We start from the raw sequence: 18,182 nt of genomic DNA on the forward strand, positions 1-18,182 counted from the left end.
TGCCTGGACTCCGGGCGCCGGGGCCGCCCTTCGGCGTTCACGCCATGATCACGTCCGCATCACGGTCGTACGACCAAACATGCCTGAATGCGGGTGATTTGCCCGTGATGGACCAGTGCGCCGCAACCGCGACCGTCCCCGGTCGTTCTAATCTGACGACTGTCATATCCCTGCGGCCACCCAGGATGGAACCCCATGCCAGCGGCACCGCCTGACAACGACGTGCTGTGGGCCCGAGGGATCGTCAAGTCCCACAACGGCACCCCCGCCCTGCGCGGCATCTCGATCGGCGTCCGCGAGGGCGAGGTGCTCGCCGTCACCGGCCCGCGCGGCTCCGGAAAGAGCACCCTGCTCGGCTGCCTCTCCGCCCAACTCCCCGTCGACGAGGGCGAGGTGTGGTTCAACAGCTCCCCCGTCCACACCCTCGGCCGGGCCGGCCGCGAACGGCTGCGCCGCGACCGCTTCGGCTTCGTCGGCTCCGAGCCGCACCTGGTGCCCGAGCTGACCGCCCGCGAGAACGTCGCCCTGCCGCTGCTGCTCGCCGGCGCCGGCAACAAGGCCGCCTACACCGCCGCCTCCGAATGGCTGGAGCGCCTCGACGTCGGCGACATCGCCAAGCAGCGCCCCGACCGGCTCCTCCAGAGCCAGCGCCAGCGCATCGCCGTCGCCCGCGCCCTCGCGCCGCTGCCGCCCGTCGTCTTCGCCGACGACCCCACCGCACCGCTGCACCGCGAAGCCGCCGACCAGGTCCTGCGGATACTGACCAGCGCGGCCCGCTCGCACCAGCTCACCCTCGTCCTGGCCACCCACGACCCCGAGCTCGTCCGGTTCGCGGACCGCGCCGTCGCCCTCGTCGACGGACGGCTCACCGCCCCCGCCGCCCCCGTCCCGCGCGGCGCCGCCGTCACGGCCACCCCGAGCCGCTGAAAGAGTCGCCGTGTTCTACCTCCGCCTGGCCCGGGGCTACCGGGTGCCCGACCTCGGCCGCTGGCTGCTCACCGCCCTGGCCGCCGCCGTCGTCGCCGCCTTCCTGCTGCGCTCCCTCGGCCGGGCCATGAGCGAGCCGCACGGCGCCGAGGACGCGCTCGTGCGCCTGCTCTGGTGCCTGCCCCCGCTGGCCGCCGTCGCCTGGTTCGCCGCCGTCGCCGCCCGCTCGGTGCCCGCCCGGCGGCCCGAACGCATCGCGGGCCTTACCGCCGCCGGGGCCGGCACCGGCCGCATCCGGGCCCTGATCGCCGGCGAGGTCGCGCTCGCCTGCGTCCTCGGCAGCCTGCTCGCCCTGCTGCTCTTCCTCGTCCTGCGCAACGACATCGCCGGGCCCTCGCTCGCCCCCGACCTCGGCATGGGCGTGCCGCTGCCCGCCGCCGCCCCGGTCACCCTGCTCGCCCTGGTGCCGCTCACCGCCGGGATCGCCGCCGCCTGCTCCGTCCCCGCCGCCGACGCCCTGCCCGGCGGCCGCACCTCGGCCCGTACGGGCTTCGGCCCCTGGCGCATCGCCCTGCCGACCGGGCTGGTGATCATCGGCGCCGCACTCGAACTCATCGCCCTGCGCCCCGGCGCCGCCGTGGACGGCCGCCCGATCCACCTGCCCGCCGGGCTCGGCTCCACCAGCACCGCCGCCCTCGGCGGCTGGGCCGCCGGCGCGATCGGCCTCGCCCTGCTCACCGGCCCCCTGCTCGGCTGGACCGGCCGCCTGCTCGCCCTCGGCCGGCCCACCCCGCTGCGACTGCTCGCCGGCCGCGGGCTCACCGCCCAGGCCCGCCGGCTCGGCCCGCCGCTGGCCGTACTCACCCTGGTCCTCGCGGTGGTGCTCACCACGATCCGCTACTGGATCGGCACCCCCGACCGGGCCGACGGCCTGCCCGCCGTCGAGGCCGGGCTCGTCCTCGGCTGCGCGATCGCCGCCGTCGTCGCCCGCCTCGCCGAGGTCCGCACCGACCGCCGGGGCGTCACCGAGGCGCTGCTGCGCCTGGGCACCTCGCCCCGGCTGCTCTTCGGCGCCATCGCCCTGCGCACCCTGGCGGTCGGCACCACCCTGCTGCTCACCGGCGGGGCGACCGCCGCACTGGCGGCCGCCGGGCTCCGGTAGCTGTCTTTTCCGCTGCCGCGGTGACTAGCCCGCCGCGGCGAGCTGGCCGCAGGCGCCGTCGATCTCCTGGCCGCGGGTGTCGCGGACGGTCGTCGGCACGCCGTGGGACTGGAGCCGGCGGACGAACTCGCGCTCGTCCTCGGGCCGCGAGGCCGTCCACTTGGAGCCGGGCGTCGGGTTCAGCGGGATCAGGTTCACGTGCACCCGCTTGCCCCGGATCAGGCGGCCGAGCAGGTCCGCGCGCCACGCCTGGTCGTTGATGTCCTTGATCAGCGCGTACTCGATGGAGATCCGGCGGCCGGACTTCTCCGCGTAGTTCCACGCGGCGTCCAGCACCTCGGCGACCTTCCACCGGGTGTTCACCGGCACCAGCTCGTCGCGCAGTTCGTCGTCCGGGGCGTGCAGCGACAGCGCCAGGCGGCAGCTGAGGCCCTCGTCGGCGAAGCGGTGCATCGCCGGGACGAGGCCGACGGTGGAGACGGTGATGCCGCGCTGGGACAGGCCGAAGCCGTCCGGTGCCGGGTCGGTGAGCCGGCGGATCGAGGCCAGCACCCGGTTGTAGTTGGCCAGCGGCTCGCCCATGCCCATGAAGACCACGTTCGACAGCCGCGTCTCACCGCCGGGGACCTCCCCGGTCTTGAGGGCGCGCATCCCGGCGGCGATCTGCTCGACGATCTCCGCCGTCGACAGGTTGCGGGTCAGCCCCGCCTGGCCGGTCGCGCAGAACGGGCAGTTCATGCCGCAGCCGGCCTGCGAGCTGATGCACATGGTGACGCGGTCCGGGTAGCGCATCAGCACCGACTCGACCAGCGTGCCGTCGAAGAGCCTCCACAGCGTCTTGCGGGTGGCGTCGTCGTCGCAGGAGACGTGCCGCACGACCTTCATCAGGTCCGGCAGCAGCGCCTCGGTCAGCTTCGCCCGGCTGGCGGCGGGGATGTCCGTCCAGCTCTCCGGGTCGTCCGACATCCGGCCGAAGTAGTGGTTGGAGAGCTGCTTGGCGCGGAAGCCCTGCTCGCCCAGCTCGGCGACGGCCTCCTTGCGCTCGGCGGGGCTCAGGTCGGCGAGGTGTCGCGGGGGCTTGGCGCCGCGCGGCGCGACAAACGTGAGTTCTCCGGGCTTAGGCATGGTTCATCCAGTGTCGCAGACGCGCGGAGGCCCCGGACGCGACAGGCGTCCGGGGCCCCTTCACCGCTTCACCGCGCCACCGCGGGCGGCTCAACTGCCGACGAAGGCCGCCAGCAGCAGCCAGACCACCGGGGCGGTCGGCAGGAGGGAGTCCAGGCGGTCCATGATGCCGCCGTGGCCGGGCAGCAGGGTGCCCATGTCCTTGATCCCGAGGTCGCGCTTGATCATCGACTCGCCCAGGTCGCCCAGGGTGGCGGTGACGGCCGCGCAGCCGCCCAGGATCAGGCCCTGCCACCAGCTGCCGTCGTCGATGATCAGCTGCATCAGCACGGCGCCCGCCAGCATCGACAGCGCGATGCCGCCGGCCAGGCCCTCCCGGGTCTTGCCGGGGCTGATCGTCGGGGCGAGCTTGGTCTTCCCGAACTTGTAGCCCACCGCGTAGGCGCCGGTGTCGCTGCAGATCGTGACGATCAGGAACAGCACGATCCGCTGCGGGCCGTCGTCGGCCGCCAGCATCATCGCGACGAAGGTGGCCAGGAACGGCACGTAGAACGCGGTGAACACGCCCGCCGTTATGTCGCGCAGGTAGTTCTCCGGCGGTTCGGCCATCCTCCAGACCATCACCGCCAGGCCCGTCAGCGCGAGCGAGGCCGCGGCCCACTGGATGCCGGCCCAGTAGCCGGTGGCGACCATGGCGACGCCGCCCACGACCAGCGGGACCAGCGGCGCCTTGATCTCCTTGCGCTCGGCGAGCCGACTGGTCAGCTCCCAGACGCCGACCGCGACGGCGGCCATGACGACGAACAGGAACAGCGCCTTCACCACGAACAGCGAGGCGATGATCACCGCGCCGAGGCCGACCCCCACGCCTATGGCGGCCTGGAGGTTGCGGCCACCGCGCTGCTTGCGCGGCTGCGGCTGCGGGGCGGGCTGGGCGGCCACGGGTGTCTCCTGCCCTGGATGGGACGACGGCGTGAACGGGGGCTGCCCGGCCGCCGGGTGGCTCGGCGGCGGCGCGGGAAGCACCGGAGCCCCCGGGAACGGCTGGGCGCCGGCTCCGGGGGTGGCGTCGTCGGCTATCACGCGCAGCACCACCGTCTCGCTGCCGCCGGGAGCCGCCGGCGGCTGCTCGTCGCGGAACAGCGGGCCGCCGCTCAGTCGGCCGGCCTCCCGGGCCTGGCCGGGGTCGGGCGCACCGTGGTACGGACCGGGGTCGGCCGGCACGGGAGGCATGACCTGAGTCTCCTCCGCGTCGCCGTGCCAGTACACCGGAGGCTGCTGCGGCTGATCCGGACCGGGGCGGCCGCCCGGCGCCGCCGGTCCCGGGGCGGCCCCGTGGCCGGGGTGTCCCTGGAACGGCGCGGGCGCCGGGTGCTCGCCGCTGTACCCGGGAGCCGGGTGGGCCGACGCCGGGTAGGCCGGCGGCACGGGTTCCTGCGGCTGCGGCGCCGGGCGGTACGGCTGGAACTGCTGGTCGGACGGGCCCCAGTAGCCAGGGGCGTCAGGGGCGTCGTTCATCAGACCTCGAGCAGCTCGGCTTCCTTGTGCTTCAGCAGCTCGTCGACCTGGGCCACGTACTTGGCCGTGGTGTCGTCGAGCTCCTTCTCGGCGCGGCGGCCGTCGTCCTCGCCGACCTCGCCGTCCTTCACCAGCTTGTCGATGGCGTCCTTGGCCTTGCGGCGCACGGCGCGGATCGAGACCTTGGCGTCCTCGCCCTTGGTGCGCGCGATCTTGATGAACTCGCGGCGGCGCTCCTCGGTCAGCTCGGGCAGGACCACCCGGATGATGGAGCCGTCGTTGGACGGGTTGACGCCGAGGTCGGAGTCGCGGATCGCCTGCTCGATGGCCTTGAGCGCGGTCTTGTCGAACGGCGAGACGACCGCCATCCGGGGCTCCGGAACCGAGAACGAGGCCAGCTGGTTGATCGGGGTGATGGCGCCGTAGTACTCGGCGACGATCTTGGCGAACATCGCCGGGTGGGCACGGCCGGTGCGGATGGCCGCGAGGTCGTCCTTGGCGACGACGACGGCCTTCTCCATCTTCTCCTCGGCCTCGAGGAGGGTCTCTTCGATCACTGTGGTCTCCCTGTCCGGTTCATCTGCTGTGGGTTCCGACCGGTCACGCCTCGGCGGCCGTCCGGTGCGGCTGGTTGCTGCTCAGGCCCGGACGGAATCCTGGCTGATGAGTGTGCCGATCTTCTCACTCTTCACCGCGCGCGCGATATTGCCCTCCGCCAGCAGTTCGAAGACCAGCATCGGAAGGTTGTTGTCCTTGCACAGCGTGATCGCGGTGAGGTCGGCGACCTTGAGGTCGCGGGCGATGACCTCGGAGTAGTCCAGGGCGTCGAACTTGACCGCGTCCGGGTTGGTCCGGGGGTCGGAGTCGTAGACGCCGTCCACGCCGTTCTTGCCCATCAGCAGGACGTCGGCGTGGATCTCCAGGGCCCGCTGGACGGCCGTGGTGTCGGTCGAGAAGTACGGCATGCCCATACCGGCACCGAAGATCACCACGCGGCCCTTCTCCAGGTGCCGGACGGCCCGCAGCGGCAGGTACGGCTCGGCGACCTGGCCCATGGTGATCGCGGTCTGGACGCGGGTCTCGATGCCCTCCTTGACCAGGAAGTCCTGCAGCGCGAGGCAGTTCATGACCGTGCCGAGCATGCCCATGTAGTCGGAGCGCGCCCGGTCCATGCCGCGGACCTGGAGCTCGGCGCCCCGGAAGAAGTTGCCGCCGCCGATGACCACCGCGACCTCGGTGCCGGCGCGGACGACCGTGGCGATCTCCCGGGCGATCGCGTGCACGACGTCCGGGTCGACGCCGAGCCCGCCGCCACCGGCGAAGGCTTCACCGGACAGCTTGAGCAGCACCCGGCGGCGCGAACCGGCCTTGGGGTCCTGCGCGGTCTCCTGCGTCTCCTGCATGGAAAGCTCCTTTATTGCACCTGCTGGCTCACGGACGCGGGCTATGCGGGCCCATGTCTGCGCGTACACGCGAGGAGGCCACTGCCGCGGGAACCGGTTCGGTGTCCTGCACGGCAATGGCCTCCTCGTCGTTCATGGTGCCGACGCGGGCCGCCCGTTGACGGTTGGCGCTGGGTGAGCCCGCTCGGCGTTCCTCCCGCCCTGGTCAGCGGGCGGGGGCGGTTCCCAGCCTAGAGGGGCCGGGGACCAGGGGGAACGTGGCTCAGGCGCCGACGCGGAAGCGGGCGAAGCGCTTGAGGGAGACGCCGGCCTCCTCGAGGACCTTGGCGACGGTCTTCTTGTTGTCCTTCGCGAAAGCCTGCTCCAGGACGGAGTTCTCCTTCACGAAGCCGGTGACGCGACCCTCGACGATCTTCGGCAGGGCGGCCTCGGGCTTGCCCTCCTCGCGGGCGGTGGCCTCGGCGACGCGGCGCTCGTTCTCGAGGGCCTCGGCCGGGATCTCCTCGCGGGAGAGGTACTTCGGGGCGAAGGCGGCGATGTGCTGCGCGACGTCCTTGGCGACCTCGGCGTTCTCCTTGTCCAGCTCGACCAGGACGCCGACGGCCGGCGGAAGGTCGGGGCTGGTCTTGTGCAGGTAGACCGCGACGAAGCCGTCGCCACCGAACTGGGCGAAGCGACGGAAGACGATCTTCTCGCCCAGGGTCGCGTTGGCCTCGTCCACGAACTGCTGGACGGTCTTGCCGGCCTCGATCTCGGAGGCCAGGGCGGCGTCCAGGTCGGCCGGGGCGGACTCGGCGACGTGGGCGGCGATCGCGTCGGCGACCTTGACGAAGTTGTCACCCTTGGCGACGAAGTCGGTCTCGCAGTTCAGCTCGACCAGAACGCCGGACTTCTTGTCCTCGGCGATCAGCGCGGCGACGGCGCCGTTGGAGGCGTCACGGCCCTCGCGCTTGGCGACGCCCTTCTGGCCCTTGATGCGCAGGAGCTCGACGGCCTTCTCGACGTTGCCCTCGGCCTCGTCCAGGGCCTTCTTGCAGTCCATCATGCCGGCGCCGGTGAGCTCACGGAGCTTCTTGACGTCCGCGGCGGTGAAGTTCGCCATGGTGTGAATCTCTTCTCGCGTCTCGCGTGTCTGCGTGGGGATGCGCCGGGACCGGTGGTTCGGTCCCGGCGCGGGAGAGAGGGGCACCCGCCGGTTTCGTACCGGCGGCTGCCCCTCACCCGTGGTACGTCAGCCCTGCTCGGCCGGCGCCTCGGTGGCGGCAGCCTCGGTGACCTCGGCGACCTCGGTGACCTCAGCGGCCGGGGCCTCGGTGGCGTCGGCGTCGGCGGCCGGGGCCTCCTCGGCCTTCTTCTCGCCCTCGATCAGGTCCTTCTCCCAGTCGGCCAGCGGCTGGTCGGCACCCGGCTCGGCCTTGGCGTCGCCCTTGGCGACACCGGCGCGGGACTTGAGGCCCTCGGCGACGGCGTCGGCGATCACGCGGGTCAGCAGCGTGACGGAGCGGATCGCGTCGTCGTTGCCCGGGATCTTGTAGTCGACCTCGTCGGGGTCACAGTTGGTGTCGAGGATGGCGACGACCGGGATGTTGAGCTTCCGGGCCTCGCCGACCGCGATGTGCTCCTTCTTGGTGTCCACGATCCACACGGCGCTGGGAACGCGCTGCATGTCGCGAATACCGCCGAGGGTCTTCTCCAGCTTGTCGTGCTCGCGCTGGAGGACCAGGAGCTCCTTCTTGGTGAGGCCGGAACCGGCCACGTCCGAGAAGTCCAGCTCGCCGAGCTCCTTGAGGCGCTGCAGACGCTTGTAGACGGTCGAGAAGTTGGTCAGCATGCCGCCGAGCCAGCGCTGGTTCACGTAGGGCATGCCCACGCGGGTGGCCTGCTCGGCGATGGCCTCCTGGGCCTGCTTCTTCGTGCCGACGAAGAGGACGCTGCCGCCGTGGGCAACGGTCTCCTTGATGAACTCGAAGGCGCGGTCGATGTAGTTCAGCGACTGCAGGAGGTCGATGATGTAGATGCCATTGCGCTCGGTGATGATGAAGCGCTTCATCTTCGGGTTCCAACGACGGGTCTGGTGACCGAAGTGGACGCCGCTCTCAAGCAGCTCCCGCATCGTGACGACGGCCATGTGCCGTGCTCCTCAGGTGTTACGGCCCGGGCCTCGGGGCTCCCGCGAGGGGAGGCCGCCAAGGGCGCGGGTCAGTCTCGGTTGGTCCGTGGCAGTCAGGATGAAAGCCACGCCTGACGCCCCGATCGTGCCGAGCCGCTGCCACCCTCACGGTCCGGGGACCGGTCGGGCTCGGCGGACCGAGCGGCACTCGCACCTGGCGGGGGCTGCGGTCGAACCATGTCCGTCCACGTCCGTCCACCGGTGGCGGGGCGTGCGAAGTCGACCCGGCGGACCGGGTCGCGTGTGAAGTGTACGGGAAGCGCCGAGGGGCGGGCGACTCCGCGACCGGCCGACGCCCGGGACGGGCGGGGCTTACGGGGGCCGAGGGGCCTCGCCGGTGCGCTTCGATCCGCGGGCGGTATGCCGCCGGGCGGGCTCGCGCATGCCGTTTCTACACCGGACGGCGGTACGCGTACACCCGTCGGGGGGACGCGATGCGGACGGGTGGGCGGTTTATCCACAGGATTCCGGAACCGGGTGGTGCGGCGCCCCGGGTGCGGCCAGCCTCCGGGCATGGCTGCTCGCGGGGTGACGGTGCTGGTTCTGGCGGTGGTGCTCGCGCTGGCGGGCCCGGAGGTGGCACCGGCCGCCCCGGGCCCGGCCGACGCTGCGGCTCGCGCTGCGGCTGGAACCGCGTCTGGAACCGCGGCCGGCGCGGCGGCGCGGGCCTGGCCCGTGGGTGGGGGCGGCGGGGTGCTCGGGCGGTTCGATCCGCCGGTGAAGCCGTGGGCGGCCGGGCACCGCGGGGTGGACCTCGCCGCCGGGGCCGGAGCGGAGGTGCGGACGGCGGCGGCCGGGGTGGTCACGTTCTCCGGGCTGGTCGCCGGGCGGCCGGTGGTGAGCGTCACCCACCCCGGCTCCGGGGCTCCCCCGCTGCGGACCACCTATCTGCCGGTCCTGGGCTCGGTGGCCGTCGGGTCCACGGTGGACGCCGGGCAGGTGATCGGGCACCTGGCCCCGGAGGGGCGGCACTGCGGCGGACGCGACTGCCTGCACTGGGGGCTGCTGCGGGGCGGGCGCTACCTCGACCCGCTGGCCCTCTTCGGATCGGGCTCGGCGCGGCTGCTGCCGCTCGCCTCAGAAACGGTCGAGCCCGTGCAGGGCCATGGCCACGGCCGCGTCGGCGATCGCCTCCGGGCCCTCGGCCGGACAGCCCGCGCGGGGCCCCGCGGCCGACTGCTCGGCCTGGCGGACCGCCGCCTCCACGATCCCCTGCAGCAGCGCGGCGGCGAGCCGGGGCCGCTCGTGGCCCAGGTCCTCCAGCGCCCGGACGACCAGCCCGACCAGGTTCCCGTGCGCGGCGCGGATGCGCTCGCGCGCCGCCTCGTCGAGCTCCAGGGCCGAGATCGCCACGACCGCCCGGTGCCGGGGGTCGCCCGCCAGCGCCAGCTGGCCCCGGACGTACGCCTCGATCCGCTCGGCCGCGCTGTCGCAGCTCTCCATCCCGGCCTCGATCTCGGCCGCCCAGAGCGGGAAGTCCACCTCGCACAGCGCCTCGACCACGACGGCGCGGGAGCGGAAGTACTCGTAGACCGAGGAGCGGGCCAGCCCGGTGCGCGCCGCGAGCGCGGGGAAGGTCAGCGCCTCCATGCCGCCCTCGGTGAGCAGGGTGCGGGCAGCGTCGAGGAGGGCTGCCCGCTGCAGCTGGCGATGCTCGGCCACCGAGGCCGCTCGGATCTTCGGCACAGTGACACTGTACGGAGCCCTACCTCCGGCCGGTACGGCGCCGCGCATTCGAGGGACCGCGCAGGGCGCCGGTGGGCGGGCGCGGCTACCGGACGTCCGAGAGCTTGGCGCGCAGTTGGAGGACGGACTTGGTGTGGATCTGGCTCACCCGGCTCTCCGTCACGCCCAGCACCTGTCCGATCTCGGCGAGGGTGAGGCCCTCGTAGTAATAGAGCGTCACCACGGTCTTCTCGCGCTCGGGGAGGGTGTTGACGGCCTGGGCCAGCAGCCGGCGCAGCTCGCGGTCCTCGGCGACCTCGACGGGGTTGTCCGCGCCGTGGTCCTCCAGGGTGTCCATCAGGCTGAGCCGGTCGCCGCTCTCCCCCACCGGGTGCAGCAGCTCGTCCAGGGCGACGACGTTGGCGAGCGAGAGCTGGCTGAAGATGGCGTGCAGGTCCTCCAGCGCGATGCCCATCTCCGCCGCGACCTCGGGGTCGTGCGGCGTCCGGCGCAGCCGGGCCTCCAGCGTCGCGTACGTGCGCTCGACGGCCTTGGCCTTCTGGCGCACCGATCGCGGGATCCAGTCGAGGGCGCGCAGCTCGTCGATGATGGCGCCGCGGATGCGGCTGATCGCGTAGGTCTCGAACTTGATGGCGCGGCCGATGTCGAACTTCTCGATGGCGTCGATCAGCCCGAAGACGCCGGAGGAGACGAAGTCGGCCTGCTCGACGTTGGCGGGCAGGCCGACCCCGACCCGGCCGGCCACGTACTTGACGAGTGGTGAGTAGTGCAGGATCAGCTGCTCGCGCAGCCTGGCGTCACCGGTGTCCTTGTAGGAGCGCCAGAGTTCCTCGAGCGCGGTGCGGACCTGGGCCGCGGGCTCGTCGGGGCCGGCCTCGCGCCGGCCCCCCTCATGCCGGCCCGCCCGCTGGGGGCCCGGCGCCCGGGTCGCGTCGGGCTCGGGTGCTCCGGGGGGCGTGTCGGGCTCGGGCGCGGCGGCGTGCGCGCCGGCGGGCGCGTCCGCGGGCCGGCCCGGCAGCGCCGCCGGCCTGCCGCCCTGGCGCGACAAGCCTCCCATCGCTCCCGCCTGCTTGGACGGGAGCTCGGTCACGGTCCGCCGCTCGGTCCTCGGCCCGCCCGAGGACCGGGCGCCACCGGTCACTCTGTGTCCGGGAATGTGTGTGGGCATGCGTGGGTCTGCGCCGTTCTGCCGAGTCATGTGCTGATAGGGAAGGCATGTGGAGCGTAGCGTGACCGACTCACTGCAAAGCGCTACCGCCACTCGGTCGTCCCTCGATCCGGTGGCGTTCGCCGGCCGGAACCGGGCACACGAACGACGGAACAGGATCAGCAGGTCAGCCCGGTGCCCCGACTCGCACCACCTCCTCGCGCGCCGCTCCCGCGATCACCTCCTCCGCACCGCGCGCCAGTGCGCGCCGTGCCGTTCGACGAAGCCGAGTGATCCCAACTCGTAGAGTTTCTGGAGCACTTCGTCCGGCGGCAGCCCGGACTGCCGGGCCAGTCGTTCGATCGGCGCCCCTTCGGCCGTCGCCGGTACGGCCTCCAGCACCCGGGCGACCGCCGGCTCCAGCAGGTCCCGGGGCAGCACCGGGCCGGTGCGCTGCGGCGCGAGGTCCTCCCCGATCGCCCCGATCAGCTCGGTGATCTCGTCCGCGTCGGTGACGAGGGTGGCCGCGCCGCTGCGGATCAGGGCGTGCACCCCGGCGGAGAGCTCCGAGGTGACGGGCCCGGCGACGCCCATGGTGTGCCGGTTGAGGTCCCGCGCCCGTCTGGCGGTGCTCAGGGCGCCGCTGCGCACGGCCGCCTCGACGACGACGGTGCCCCGGGTGAGCGCCGCGATGACGCGGTTGCGCAGGACGAACCGGAACCGGTTGGGGTGTTCGCCGGGCGGGAGTTCGCTGACCAGCAGGCCCTGGACGCCGATCCGCCGGATCAGCGCGGCGTTGCCCTTCGGGTAGGCCACGTCCACGCCGCAGGCCAGCACCGCGATGGTCATCCCGCCGACGGCGAGCGCGCCCCGGTGGGCGGCCGCGTCGATGCCGTAGGCGGCTCCGGAGACCACCACCCAGCCGCGCTCGGCCAGTTGGGCCGAGAGCTCGCCGGCGACGTGGGCGCCGTAGGCCGTGCAGGCCCGGGAGCCCACCACCGAGACCGAGCGGAGGGCGAGCAGCCGCAGCGATCCGGTGCCCGTCGCCCAGAGCCCGATCGGGCGTCCGTCGCCCAGGTCGTCCAGTTGACTGGGCCATTCCGTGTCCCCCGGAATGATGAAGCGCCCACCGGCGTCCTGTACCCGTTTCAGGTCCCCCGCCGGGTCGAGGCCGGGCAGCCTCGCCTGGTATCCGGCGAGCCGGGTGGCGTCGAGCCCGGGGTGGTCGGGCACGGTGCCGTCGCGGATCGCGCGGACGAGTTCGGCGGCGGGGAGCCTGCCGAGCCAGCGGCCGACCATGGCGTCCCCGGGTTCGCTGACCCGGTTGAGCAGGACGCGGGCGAGCCTCTCCTCCTCCGGCCCGGTCACCGCCGGTGCCGTGTCCGGCGCTTGAAGATCCCCCAGCAGTCGGGTCATGCCTCGTCCCCTTTCCTGTCCTCCTGGACGGCCGGTGGGCCTTCCCGTCGGCCGAGGGCCCGTTCGGTCAGCGGGAGCCCCTGCTCGATTCCGGTGCGCAGGACCAGGGCGGTGCGCACGTCCCGCTGGTCCGGACGGTCACGGCCGGCCAGGTCGGCGACCGTCCAGGCGACCCGGAGCACCCGGTCCAGCCCCCGGGCCGTCAGCAGCCCGCGCTCCAGCTGCCGGGCCACGTCGTTGAGGGCGCCGGAGTCCAGCTGCCAGCGGGTGCGCAACTCGTGGCCCGGCACCTCGGCGTTGGTCCGCCACGGCGTCCCGGCCAGCCGGGCTGCGGCCCTCTCCCGGGCGGCCAGCACCCGGGCCGCGACGGTCTCGGTGGTCTCGGCCGTCACGTCCCGCTCCATGAGTTCGATCCTGGTGACCGGGGCGACCTGGACCTGGAGGTCGACCCGGTCCAGCAGCGGCCCGGAGAGCCGCCCCTGGTACCGGCTGACCATGGCGGGGGTGCACTCGCAGCCCTCGCCCCGCCGTGAGTACCGCCCGCACGGGCACGGGTTGGCGGCCAGGTTATGGGAGCCGTTCAATCTGTCCGTTGTCCACGGTGAAGTGCCCCACCGCCCTCCACAGGCAGCGGCTCGCACCAGCAGTGTGTGGGGGCCTATCTGTTCTCTCTTCCTGACCGCCGTCACCTAGCGTGACTCTCGCTAGGTGACCGGTCGAGAGCTCGACTCATGCCCGTGATCGCGTGGCGAACGCACTTGGCTGGGAAGAAGCTTTAGCCGTCTGGCTCCGGGGCAGTGTCAGGAGCGGCGATCGCCGCGAGCGCCCGAGCATTCAGGGAGTACCACAGTTGAGCTACAAGCAGCCCGATCTGCAGGTGACCTACGAGCCCAGCAAGGGATGGGCCCACTTCGTCCTCTATACCGAGCCCCAGCACGGCCTGACCAGCGCCGGCCTCAATGGCACGGTGTCCATCGAGAGGCAGACCCGTTACGTCAAGGAGTGGCTGGGCCGGCTCCAGAGGTGTGACCCGAACCCTTTGCACACCACGCTCGTCGGGAACAGTGATATCCCTGCCCTGTTCCACCCGTGCGTGTACGACGACAAGGACAGCCCGTCTGCGGTGGGCGGCGACGGTTGTGTGTGCTACCAGACTTCGTACGACCCTGAGTTCGGGCTCCCAGTGGTGGCGCACCACTACCGCACGGTCACGGGGAACATCGAGAAGTGGACCTACTCGACCTACGCGCCGGTCGACCTCCGGCCCAATGACACCTTCGCCTCGCTGATCATCGACCAGGGTGCGTACTTCTGGGTCCGGACGGCCAGCGGCCTCTTGTCGCTCCTCCCGGAGAGCCGGAAGGCAGGCGGGTACTCCATCGGGTACGGAGGCGGCGGTCCCACCAACCTTGCCTGGTACATCCAGCAGCTCATCGAGTCGAACGGGGGGAACACCGCCGCTGGCGCCCTTCGCGGGACCGGCATGCCGGACGCCAGGCTCCGCGAGTGGGTGTCGAGTGAGGAGTCTATGCAGACTCGGGAACTGACGCTGGATGACCTCCGGAGGATCCAGCGAGGCTGAGGCATCTCAGCTCACGTGCAACTCGCCGGCCCCGAACCACGGTTCGGGGCCGGGATGCGTTCGAGAAACCGCGGCATACCTGTCGGCAGTGGCGTGATCAGCTCCGACTAGAGGACGTCCTGACCGATGGCTTCGGCTCGGAGAACACCGTTGCGGTCGATGAAGTAGAGACCCATGTCGTGCATGTCGTGGAGCCAGTGCACCATCCCGGCCGCGTCCGGGATGAGATCCGCGTCCGGGTATTCCTGCTGTTTGCGGTTGTACCGCTGCCGGTACTCCTCCACCGTCCATCGCTTGCCGTCGGGGCAGGACTCGGTGATGACCGTGAACTCACCGGACTGGAGGACCTGTTCCAGCGCGATATCGGCCTTGCGCAGGGTCTCGCTCGGGTACCTCACCCCTGTGTTGTAGTGACGGAGCAGTTCAGCCGCGCGGGCTGGTCCGAGCTCGGTCTCTGCGTCGCCCGGCTGGGCCGGCACGTACAACGGGTAGGTCACGTGACCGCTGCGGGCGCGGGCAGCGGCAGCCCGGCGGGCGTGCTTCTTCCGCGTGGAGCTACTGGCCATCTTGGTGTCCCTGACTGTGGTGTTCGATGGGAATGTTCGACAGCGCCTCGGGCGTACGGCATGAGGCGGTTTCCGTCGGTCACTAGAAGAGGCCCGCCCCCTCCGGGTTCTCGTGGATGTATCCGTCCTCGCACACGAAACAGAACCCGATGCGGTGCCACCCGTGGATCTGCTCGATGAGGCCCGCCTCGTCCGCGACCTGGTCGATGGGATAGCCGTCTGAGGTCAGCTCGGCAACGATGTGGAGCCGGTGCTCCTCCAAGCTCCACGTCTTCGTGCTTCGGTCGTCCCACCGGAGCACGGAGAAGTGGTTGAGCCGGAGGATGCGCTCAAGTTCGATGTCGGCCCTTCTCAGGGTTGACTTGGGCTGATAGAGCCGGAGGAGTTGGGCGGTCCGCTCAGTGCCGAGCTGTTCCTCGGCTTCTCCCGGCAGCGAGGCCCCGTAGAGCGGGTGGTCGGAGTGGTCGGGATGTCCGACTGGGGCGTCTACGGAGAACGCCTGGTCTTCTGCCACATGCACGACTGTTATCCCCTTCGGCGAGTTTGCCCCGGAAGGTACCGCAGCGCCCGGTTGCGGGTGGATGTGGCGCGCGCTGCATTCGACCAGGCGAGTGTCAGCTCAACGGCGGCGGCCGTGTGGTGATCCCCTCCAGATCAATGCCCCATGGATGCGCGGACGGCTCGGAGCGGCGTCGGCTACAGCCGGTGCGGAGCCGACGGACGGCAGGCGAGCCGAGCCGGTGGCGTGTCCGTCGGCAATTTCCGCGCTGCAAACCGGCGTGGAGAGCGATCGGACTGGTATCCAGGAACATGTGTGGCTCCCGGCGGCTGGTACGCCGGGAGCCACACTTGCGTTCGAAACCGGTGGGCTACAGCGTGCCGCCGGTGAAGCGGTCGCTGGTCTTGAGCTCGGCGATGAATGCGGTCCAGTCCTCGGCGGTGAAGCCGAGGACCGGGCCGGTGCCGCCAGCCTTGGTGTCGCGGACCGCGACGGTGCGAAGGGAGCCGGCCGGGAAGAGGCCGGTCTCGACGCATTCGGCTTCGTTGCCGCTGTAGCTGGACTTGTGCCAGCCATGTGCGCCCTGATCGAGATTGTGCACTGCGAGCTGCCTTTCGGACGGAGGGAGCCAACTCACTTGGCTGAGAGGGCTTCCAGCAAGTATGTCCGGGTGTCCACTATCGACAGCGCTTGTGCCTGGAGGTGGGTGAACCGGTCAGCGGTCAGGCGGACCTCGGCCGGATCGTCGCTGAAGGAGTTGATGTTGGTTCCCTCGACGTACGTGATGCTGCCGTCGGCCGTGTCGTCGAAGCTCAACAGCATGAACGAGCCCGACATGCCGACGTGCTCGCCGGCGCTGAAGGGCAGTATCTGGATCGAGATGTTGTGCCGCTGGCTCAGGTTGAGCAGGTGTTGGATCTGGTCGCGCATGACAGCCGGCCCGCCGACCACGGTGCGGATGGCGGCTTCTCCGATGATCGCCCAGACCTGGGGCGGGTTGTCGCGCTCCAGGATTTCCTTGCGCCGCTGACGCAGGTCGAGCAGTTCGTCGAGTGGCAGTGGCTGGCCGCCTCGCCGCAGGGTTTTGCCCACTTCGATGATCGCCGAGCTGTACTCCCGGGTCTGGAAGATGCCCGGAATGGCCAGGATCTGGAAGGTGCGGATGTCGGTGGCCAGGTCCTCGACGTCGGCGACGTCCACGATGGTGGGGCCGACCTTGGAGCTGTAGCCGGACCACCAGCCGCGTACGCGGCCGTGCTTGGCGAGCTGGACGAGCCGCTCCAGCAGTTTCTCGTCCTCGACGCCGTAGATCTCGGCGTACGCCTTGGCATCGGCGACGCTGACCGCGGTGTGGCCGGACTCCTGGCGCCGCACCGCGGAGACACCGACGCCGAGCTTGATCGCCACCGATTCCACGGTGATGTCGCGCTCCTCGCGCAGACGCCGCAGCTGCCCGCCGAGCAGGCGCTTGCGGATCGTGGGGACTCCCTTGTAGCTCATGTCTCCCCCTGGGATGAGGACGGTGTGCATCAGTGTGGCGTTTCCCGCGCCACATACGCCAGTTCGGAAAACTGAAAACGTGTCACCTGACACTCTTGCAGTTCTGCGCACAGTACGGGATGGTGTTTGCCACGCTCTCACCGTGGGTGTCTCTAGACGCACGGGGAGTGATCATCTCCGTGCCTTCTGGGGGTCCCCCATGCCTGAGATCTCGCAGCTTTCACTTCATCCGCGTTCCACTTCGTTGCTCGTGCTGTGTCCGCCCTTGCCGGTGGTGCTGCTCGTGGCACCGACCGCCAAGGACGCTTCCGCCGCCCGCCGGTCCGCCGTGAGCGCCGTCAGCGCCTGGCAGCCGCTGGTAGGGAGGGCGGTCCTGAGGGACCTGGAACTCTGCACGGCTGAGCTGTTGAGCAACGCCGTGCTGCACGCCCGGACCACGAGCACGCTGCTGGTGTGCTGGACCGGCGAGCGCCTGCGCGTCGAGGTGTCCGACGCCAGCGGCCGGATGCCCACCACCGAGTGCCCTCTGGGCAACGCCGAGCACGGGCGCGGACTGCAGCTGGTCAACGCGCTGGCCACCGCTTGGGGGACAGTGCGGTGCGGCGACGGCAAGACGATCTGGGCCGAGTTCGGCGCCGACGGGCCGTGCGAAGCCGCCGGCGGTCGCTTGGAAACCGCGTGCTGACCGCCGTGAGAGCAAGTGCCGACGGTTTCGACTGTGAGGCGCTGGCCATCTCGGACCACCGCGCGGACGGTCAGGCGTACACGCAGCCGATGTTCTGGCTGTGCCGCTACCGGGCCGACGACATCCAGGCGGCCACGGCCTGGCTGGTCGACCGCATGGAGATGTTCTCCCTGCTGCTGGACGGTCCGGCCGCGAACACTGCGGCCCGCTGGCTGGGCGACCAGCGTCTGTGGGCCGGCGCTCTGGCCGCCCTGCGCGCCGGACGGCGGGTGAATGTCGGTGACGTCGATTCCTTTGGCGTGCGCTACGAGCTCGCCGTCAACCCTCTGGCCCGGACCTCACCCGCCGACTTCGGCATCTTCCCGAAGGGTGCTGCCGCATGAGCGCGCCGAAGCTTCAACCCGGCGTGTGGTGCGAGTGCTTCGTCCACTCGCCGCAGCAGGACGAAGGCCCTCGGCTCCTGGCCTCCTTCGAGGCGTCCACCCCGGCGGGAGCCGTGCGCTGGATGCGCGTCGCGGTGCGGCTGACGGTGTCCGCGCTGGAGGGACCGGAGGCCGAGGCCGTCGAGGACTGGCTGTTCACCGGCCAGGCCGCCGCGGTGGACGCGCTGAACGGCGGCGAGCCCTATGCGTTCGCCGTGCGCCACCGGCACACGCGCGTCGAGTGGACGGCTCGCCCGGTGCTGTTCGCCCCGCTCGCTGACCGCCAGGCCGCAGTGCTTCCGCCGTGTGCATATCGCTTCACGCCCCCCAGTCCGGCCGCGCTCCCGCCGGCGGCCACCCCGTAGACCCCTTCC

19 protein-coding genes and 2 pseudogenes are annotated in these 18,182 nt (G+C 71.5%); 7 read left to right on the forward strand and 14 right to left on the reverse strand.

Features of this window, described 5'->3' with window-relative positions; translation table 11 throughout:
* Positions 1 to 195: 195 nt before the first annotated feature.
* Together IH61_RS0120960 and IH61_RS0120965 are read left to right on the forward strand one after the other, a co-directional pair.
* Positions 196 to 927 (forward strand): ABC transporter ATP-binding protein, encoded by a 732-nt coding sequence (locus tag IH61_RS0120960; protein WP_037973167.1) that lies wholly within the window; start codon positions 196 to 198, stop codon positions 925 to 927.
* 10 nt (positions 928 to 937) lie between these two features.
* The gene (locus tag IH61_RS0120965; RefSeq protein WP_031072022.1) at positions 938 to 2,089 is read left to right on the forward strand and encodes a hypothetical protein; all 1,152 of its coding nucleotides are present in this window, start codon (positions 938 to 940) and stop codon (positions 2,087 to 2,089) included.
* A 24-nt stretch (positions 2,090 to 2,113) separates the two neighbouring features.
* Here the strand turns inward: IH61_RS0120965 and rlmN are convergent, their stop codons facing one another.
* The 6 genes from rlmN to rpsB all read right to left on the reverse strand — a co-directional run bounded on the left by rlmN (position 2,114) and on the right by rpsB (position 8,263).
* Positions 2,114 to 3,214 carry a 23S rRNA (adenine(2503)-C(2))-methyltransferase RlmN gene (gene rlmN, locus IH61_RS0120970; RefSeq protein ID WP_031072023.1) on the reverse strand — a complete coding sequence of 367 codons (1,101 nt, stop codon included), beginning with the start codon at positions 3,212 to 3,214 and terminating at the stop codon, positions 2,114 to 2,116.
* A 90-nt stretch (positions 3,215 to 3,304) separates the two neighbouring features.
* On the reverse strand, positions 3,305 to 4,732 hold the full coding sequence (locus IH61_RS41170; RefSeq protein WP_037973168.1) for a phosphatidate cytidylyltransferase: 1,428 nt from the start codon (positions 4,730 to 4,732) through the stop codon (positions 3,305 to 3,307).
* Positions 4,732 to 5,289 (reverse strand): ribosome recycling factor, encoded by a 558-nt coding sequence (frr, locus tag IH61_RS46090; protein WP_031072027.1) that lies wholly within the window; start codon positions 5,287 to 5,289, stop codon positions 4,732 to 4,734. The genes IH61_RS41170 and frr overlap by 1 nt, the downstream gene beginning before the upstream one ends.
* An 81-nt stretch (positions 5,290 to 5,370) precedes the next feature.
* Positions 5,371 to 6,135, reverse strand: a complete 765-nt coding sequence (pyrH, locus tag IH61_RS46095) for a UMP kinase (protein ID WP_031072029.1) — start codon at positions 6,133 to 6,135, stop codon at positions 5,371 to 5,373.
* A 262-nt stretch (positions 6,136 to 6,397) separates the two neighbouring features.
* Positions 6,398 to 7,237: a translation elongation factor Ts gene (gene tsf, locus IH61_RS0120990; protein WP_031072030.1), complete on the reverse strand. Its 840-nt coding sequence runs from the start codon at positions 7,235 to 7,237 to the stop codon at positions 6,398 to 6,400.
* 129 nt (positions 7,238 to 7,366) lie between these two features.
* A complete protein-coding gene (gene rpsB, locus IH61_RS0120995; RefSeq protein WP_031072031.1) occupies positions 7,367 to 8,263 on the reverse strand; it encodes a 30S ribosomal protein S2 in 897 nt (298 codons plus the stop codon).
* A 555-nt stretch (positions 8,264 to 8,818) separates the two neighbouring features.
* Here rpsB and IH61_RS49615 point away from each other — a divergent pair.
* A pseudogene (locus IH61_RS49615) lies at positions 8,819 to 9,325 on the forward strand (M23 family metallopeptidase); the annotation flags it as partial.
* 57 nt (positions 9,326 to 9,382) lie between these two features.
* On the opposite strand, the gene IH61_RS0121000 reads toward IH61_RS49615, so the two are convergent.
* The 4 genes and pseudogenes from IH61_RS0121000 to IH61_RS0121015 all read right to left on the reverse strand — a co-directional run.
* Positions 9,383 to 9,967, reverse strand: coding sequence for a TetR/AcrR family transcriptional regulator (locus IH61_RS0121000; RefSeq protein WP_031072034.1), 585 nt, complete (start codon positions 9,965 to 9,967; stop codon positions 9,383 to 9,385).
* A 109-nt stretch (positions 9,968 to 10,076) separates the two neighbouring features.
* Entirely contained in the window at positions 10,077 to 11,081 is a 1,005-nt protein-coding gene (gene whiG / locus IH61_RS0121005) for an RNA polymerase sigma factor WhiG (RefSeq protein WP_234327273.1), read from the reverse strand.
* Positions 11,082 to 11,375: 294 nt separating this feature from the next.
* Positions 11,376 to 12,554 carry a DNA-processing protein DprA gene (gene dprA, locus IH61_RS0121010; protein ID WP_051837584.1) on the reverse strand — a complete coding sequence of 393 codons (1,179 nt, stop codon included), beginning with the start codon at positions 12,552 to 12,554 and terminating at the stop codon, positions 11,376 to 11,378.
* A pseudogene (locus tag IH61_RS0121015) lies at positions 12,551 to 13,120 on the reverse strand (ATP-binding protein); the annotation flags it as partial. The pseudogene IH61_RS0121015 and the gene dprA, both read right to left, overlap by 4 nt.
* A 284-nt stretch (positions 13,121 to 13,404) precedes the next feature.
* On the opposite strand from IH61_RS0121015, the gene IH61_RS0121020 reads away from it, so the two are divergent.
* Positions 13,405 to 14,136: a hypothetical protein gene (locus IH61_RS0121020; RefSeq protein WP_031072042.1), complete on the forward strand. Its 732-nt coding sequence runs from the start codon at positions 13,405 to 13,407 to the stop codon at positions 14,134 to 14,136.
* A 107-nt stretch (positions 14,137 to 14,243) separates the two neighbouring features.
* On the opposite strand, the gene IH61_RS47055 is transcribed toward IH61_RS0121020, so the two are convergent.
* The 4 genes from IH61_RS47055 to IH61_RS0121040 all read right to left on the reverse strand — a co-directional run bounded on the left by IH61_RS47055 (position 14,244) and on the right by IH61_RS0121040 (position 16,731).
* A complete protein-coding gene (locus IH61_RS47055; protein WP_158845127.1) occupies positions 14,244 to 14,534 on the reverse strand; it encodes a hypothetical protein in 291 nt (96 codons plus the stop codon).
* Positions 14,535 to 14,784: 250 nt separating this feature from the next.
* The gene (locus IH61_RS0121030) at positions 14,785 to 15,216 is read right to left on the reverse strand and encodes a hypothetical protein (RefSeq protein ID WP_158845130.1); all 432 of its coding nucleotides are present in this window, start codon (positions 15,214 to 15,216) and stop codon (positions 14,785 to 14,787) included.
* 355 nt (positions 15,217 to 15,571) lie between these two features.
* The gene (locus IH61_RS0121035) at positions 15,572 to 15,802 is read right to left on the reverse strand and encodes a DUF397 domain-containing protein (RefSeq protein WP_031072049.1); all 231 of its coding nucleotides are present in this window, start codon (positions 15,800 to 15,802) and stop codon (positions 15,572 to 15,574) included.
* A 32-nt stretch (positions 15,803 to 15,834) separates the two neighbouring features.
* A complete protein-coding gene (locus IH61_RS0121040) occupies positions 15,835 to 16,731 on the reverse strand; it encodes a helix-turn-helix domain-containing protein (protein ID WP_078911282.1) in 897 nt (298 codons plus the stop codon).
* A 169-nt stretch (positions 16,732 to 16,900) separates the two neighbouring features.
* Here IH61_RS0121040 and IH61_RS46100 point away from each other — a divergent pair, with 169 nt between their 5' ends.
* From IH61_RS46100 to IH61_RS0121055, 3 genes are read left to right on the forward strand one after another with little or no spacing between them, the layout of a single operon-like run.
* Positions 16,901 to 17,386 (forward strand): ATP-binding protein, encoded by a 486-nt coding sequence (locus tag IH61_RS46100; RefSeq protein WP_158845133.1) that lies wholly within the window; start codon positions 16,901 to 16,903, stop codon positions 17,384 to 17,386.
* Positions 17,380 to 17,769, forward strand: a complete 390-nt coding sequence (locus IH61_RS0121050) for a hypothetical protein (RefSeq protein WP_031072055.1) — start codon at positions 17,380 to 17,382, stop codon at positions 17,767 to 17,769. Before IH61_RS46100 ends, IH61_RS0121050 begins: the two co-directional genes overlap by 7 nt.
* Positions 17,766 to 18,173: a hypothetical protein gene (locus IH61_RS0121055; protein ID WP_031072057.1), complete on the forward strand. Its 408-nt coding sequence runs from the start codon at positions 17,766 to 17,768 to the stop codon at positions 18,171 to 18,173. Before IH61_RS0121050 ends, IH61_RS0121055 begins: the two co-directional genes overlap by 4 nt.
* Positions 18,174 to 18,182: the final 9 nt, after the last annotated feature.

Origin of the sequence: Streptomyces sp. NRRL WC-3742, assembly GCF_000720635.1 — a bacterium.
Taxonomy (GTDB): Bacteria; Actinomycetota; Actinomycetes; order Streptomycetales; family Streptomycetaceae; genus Kitasatospora.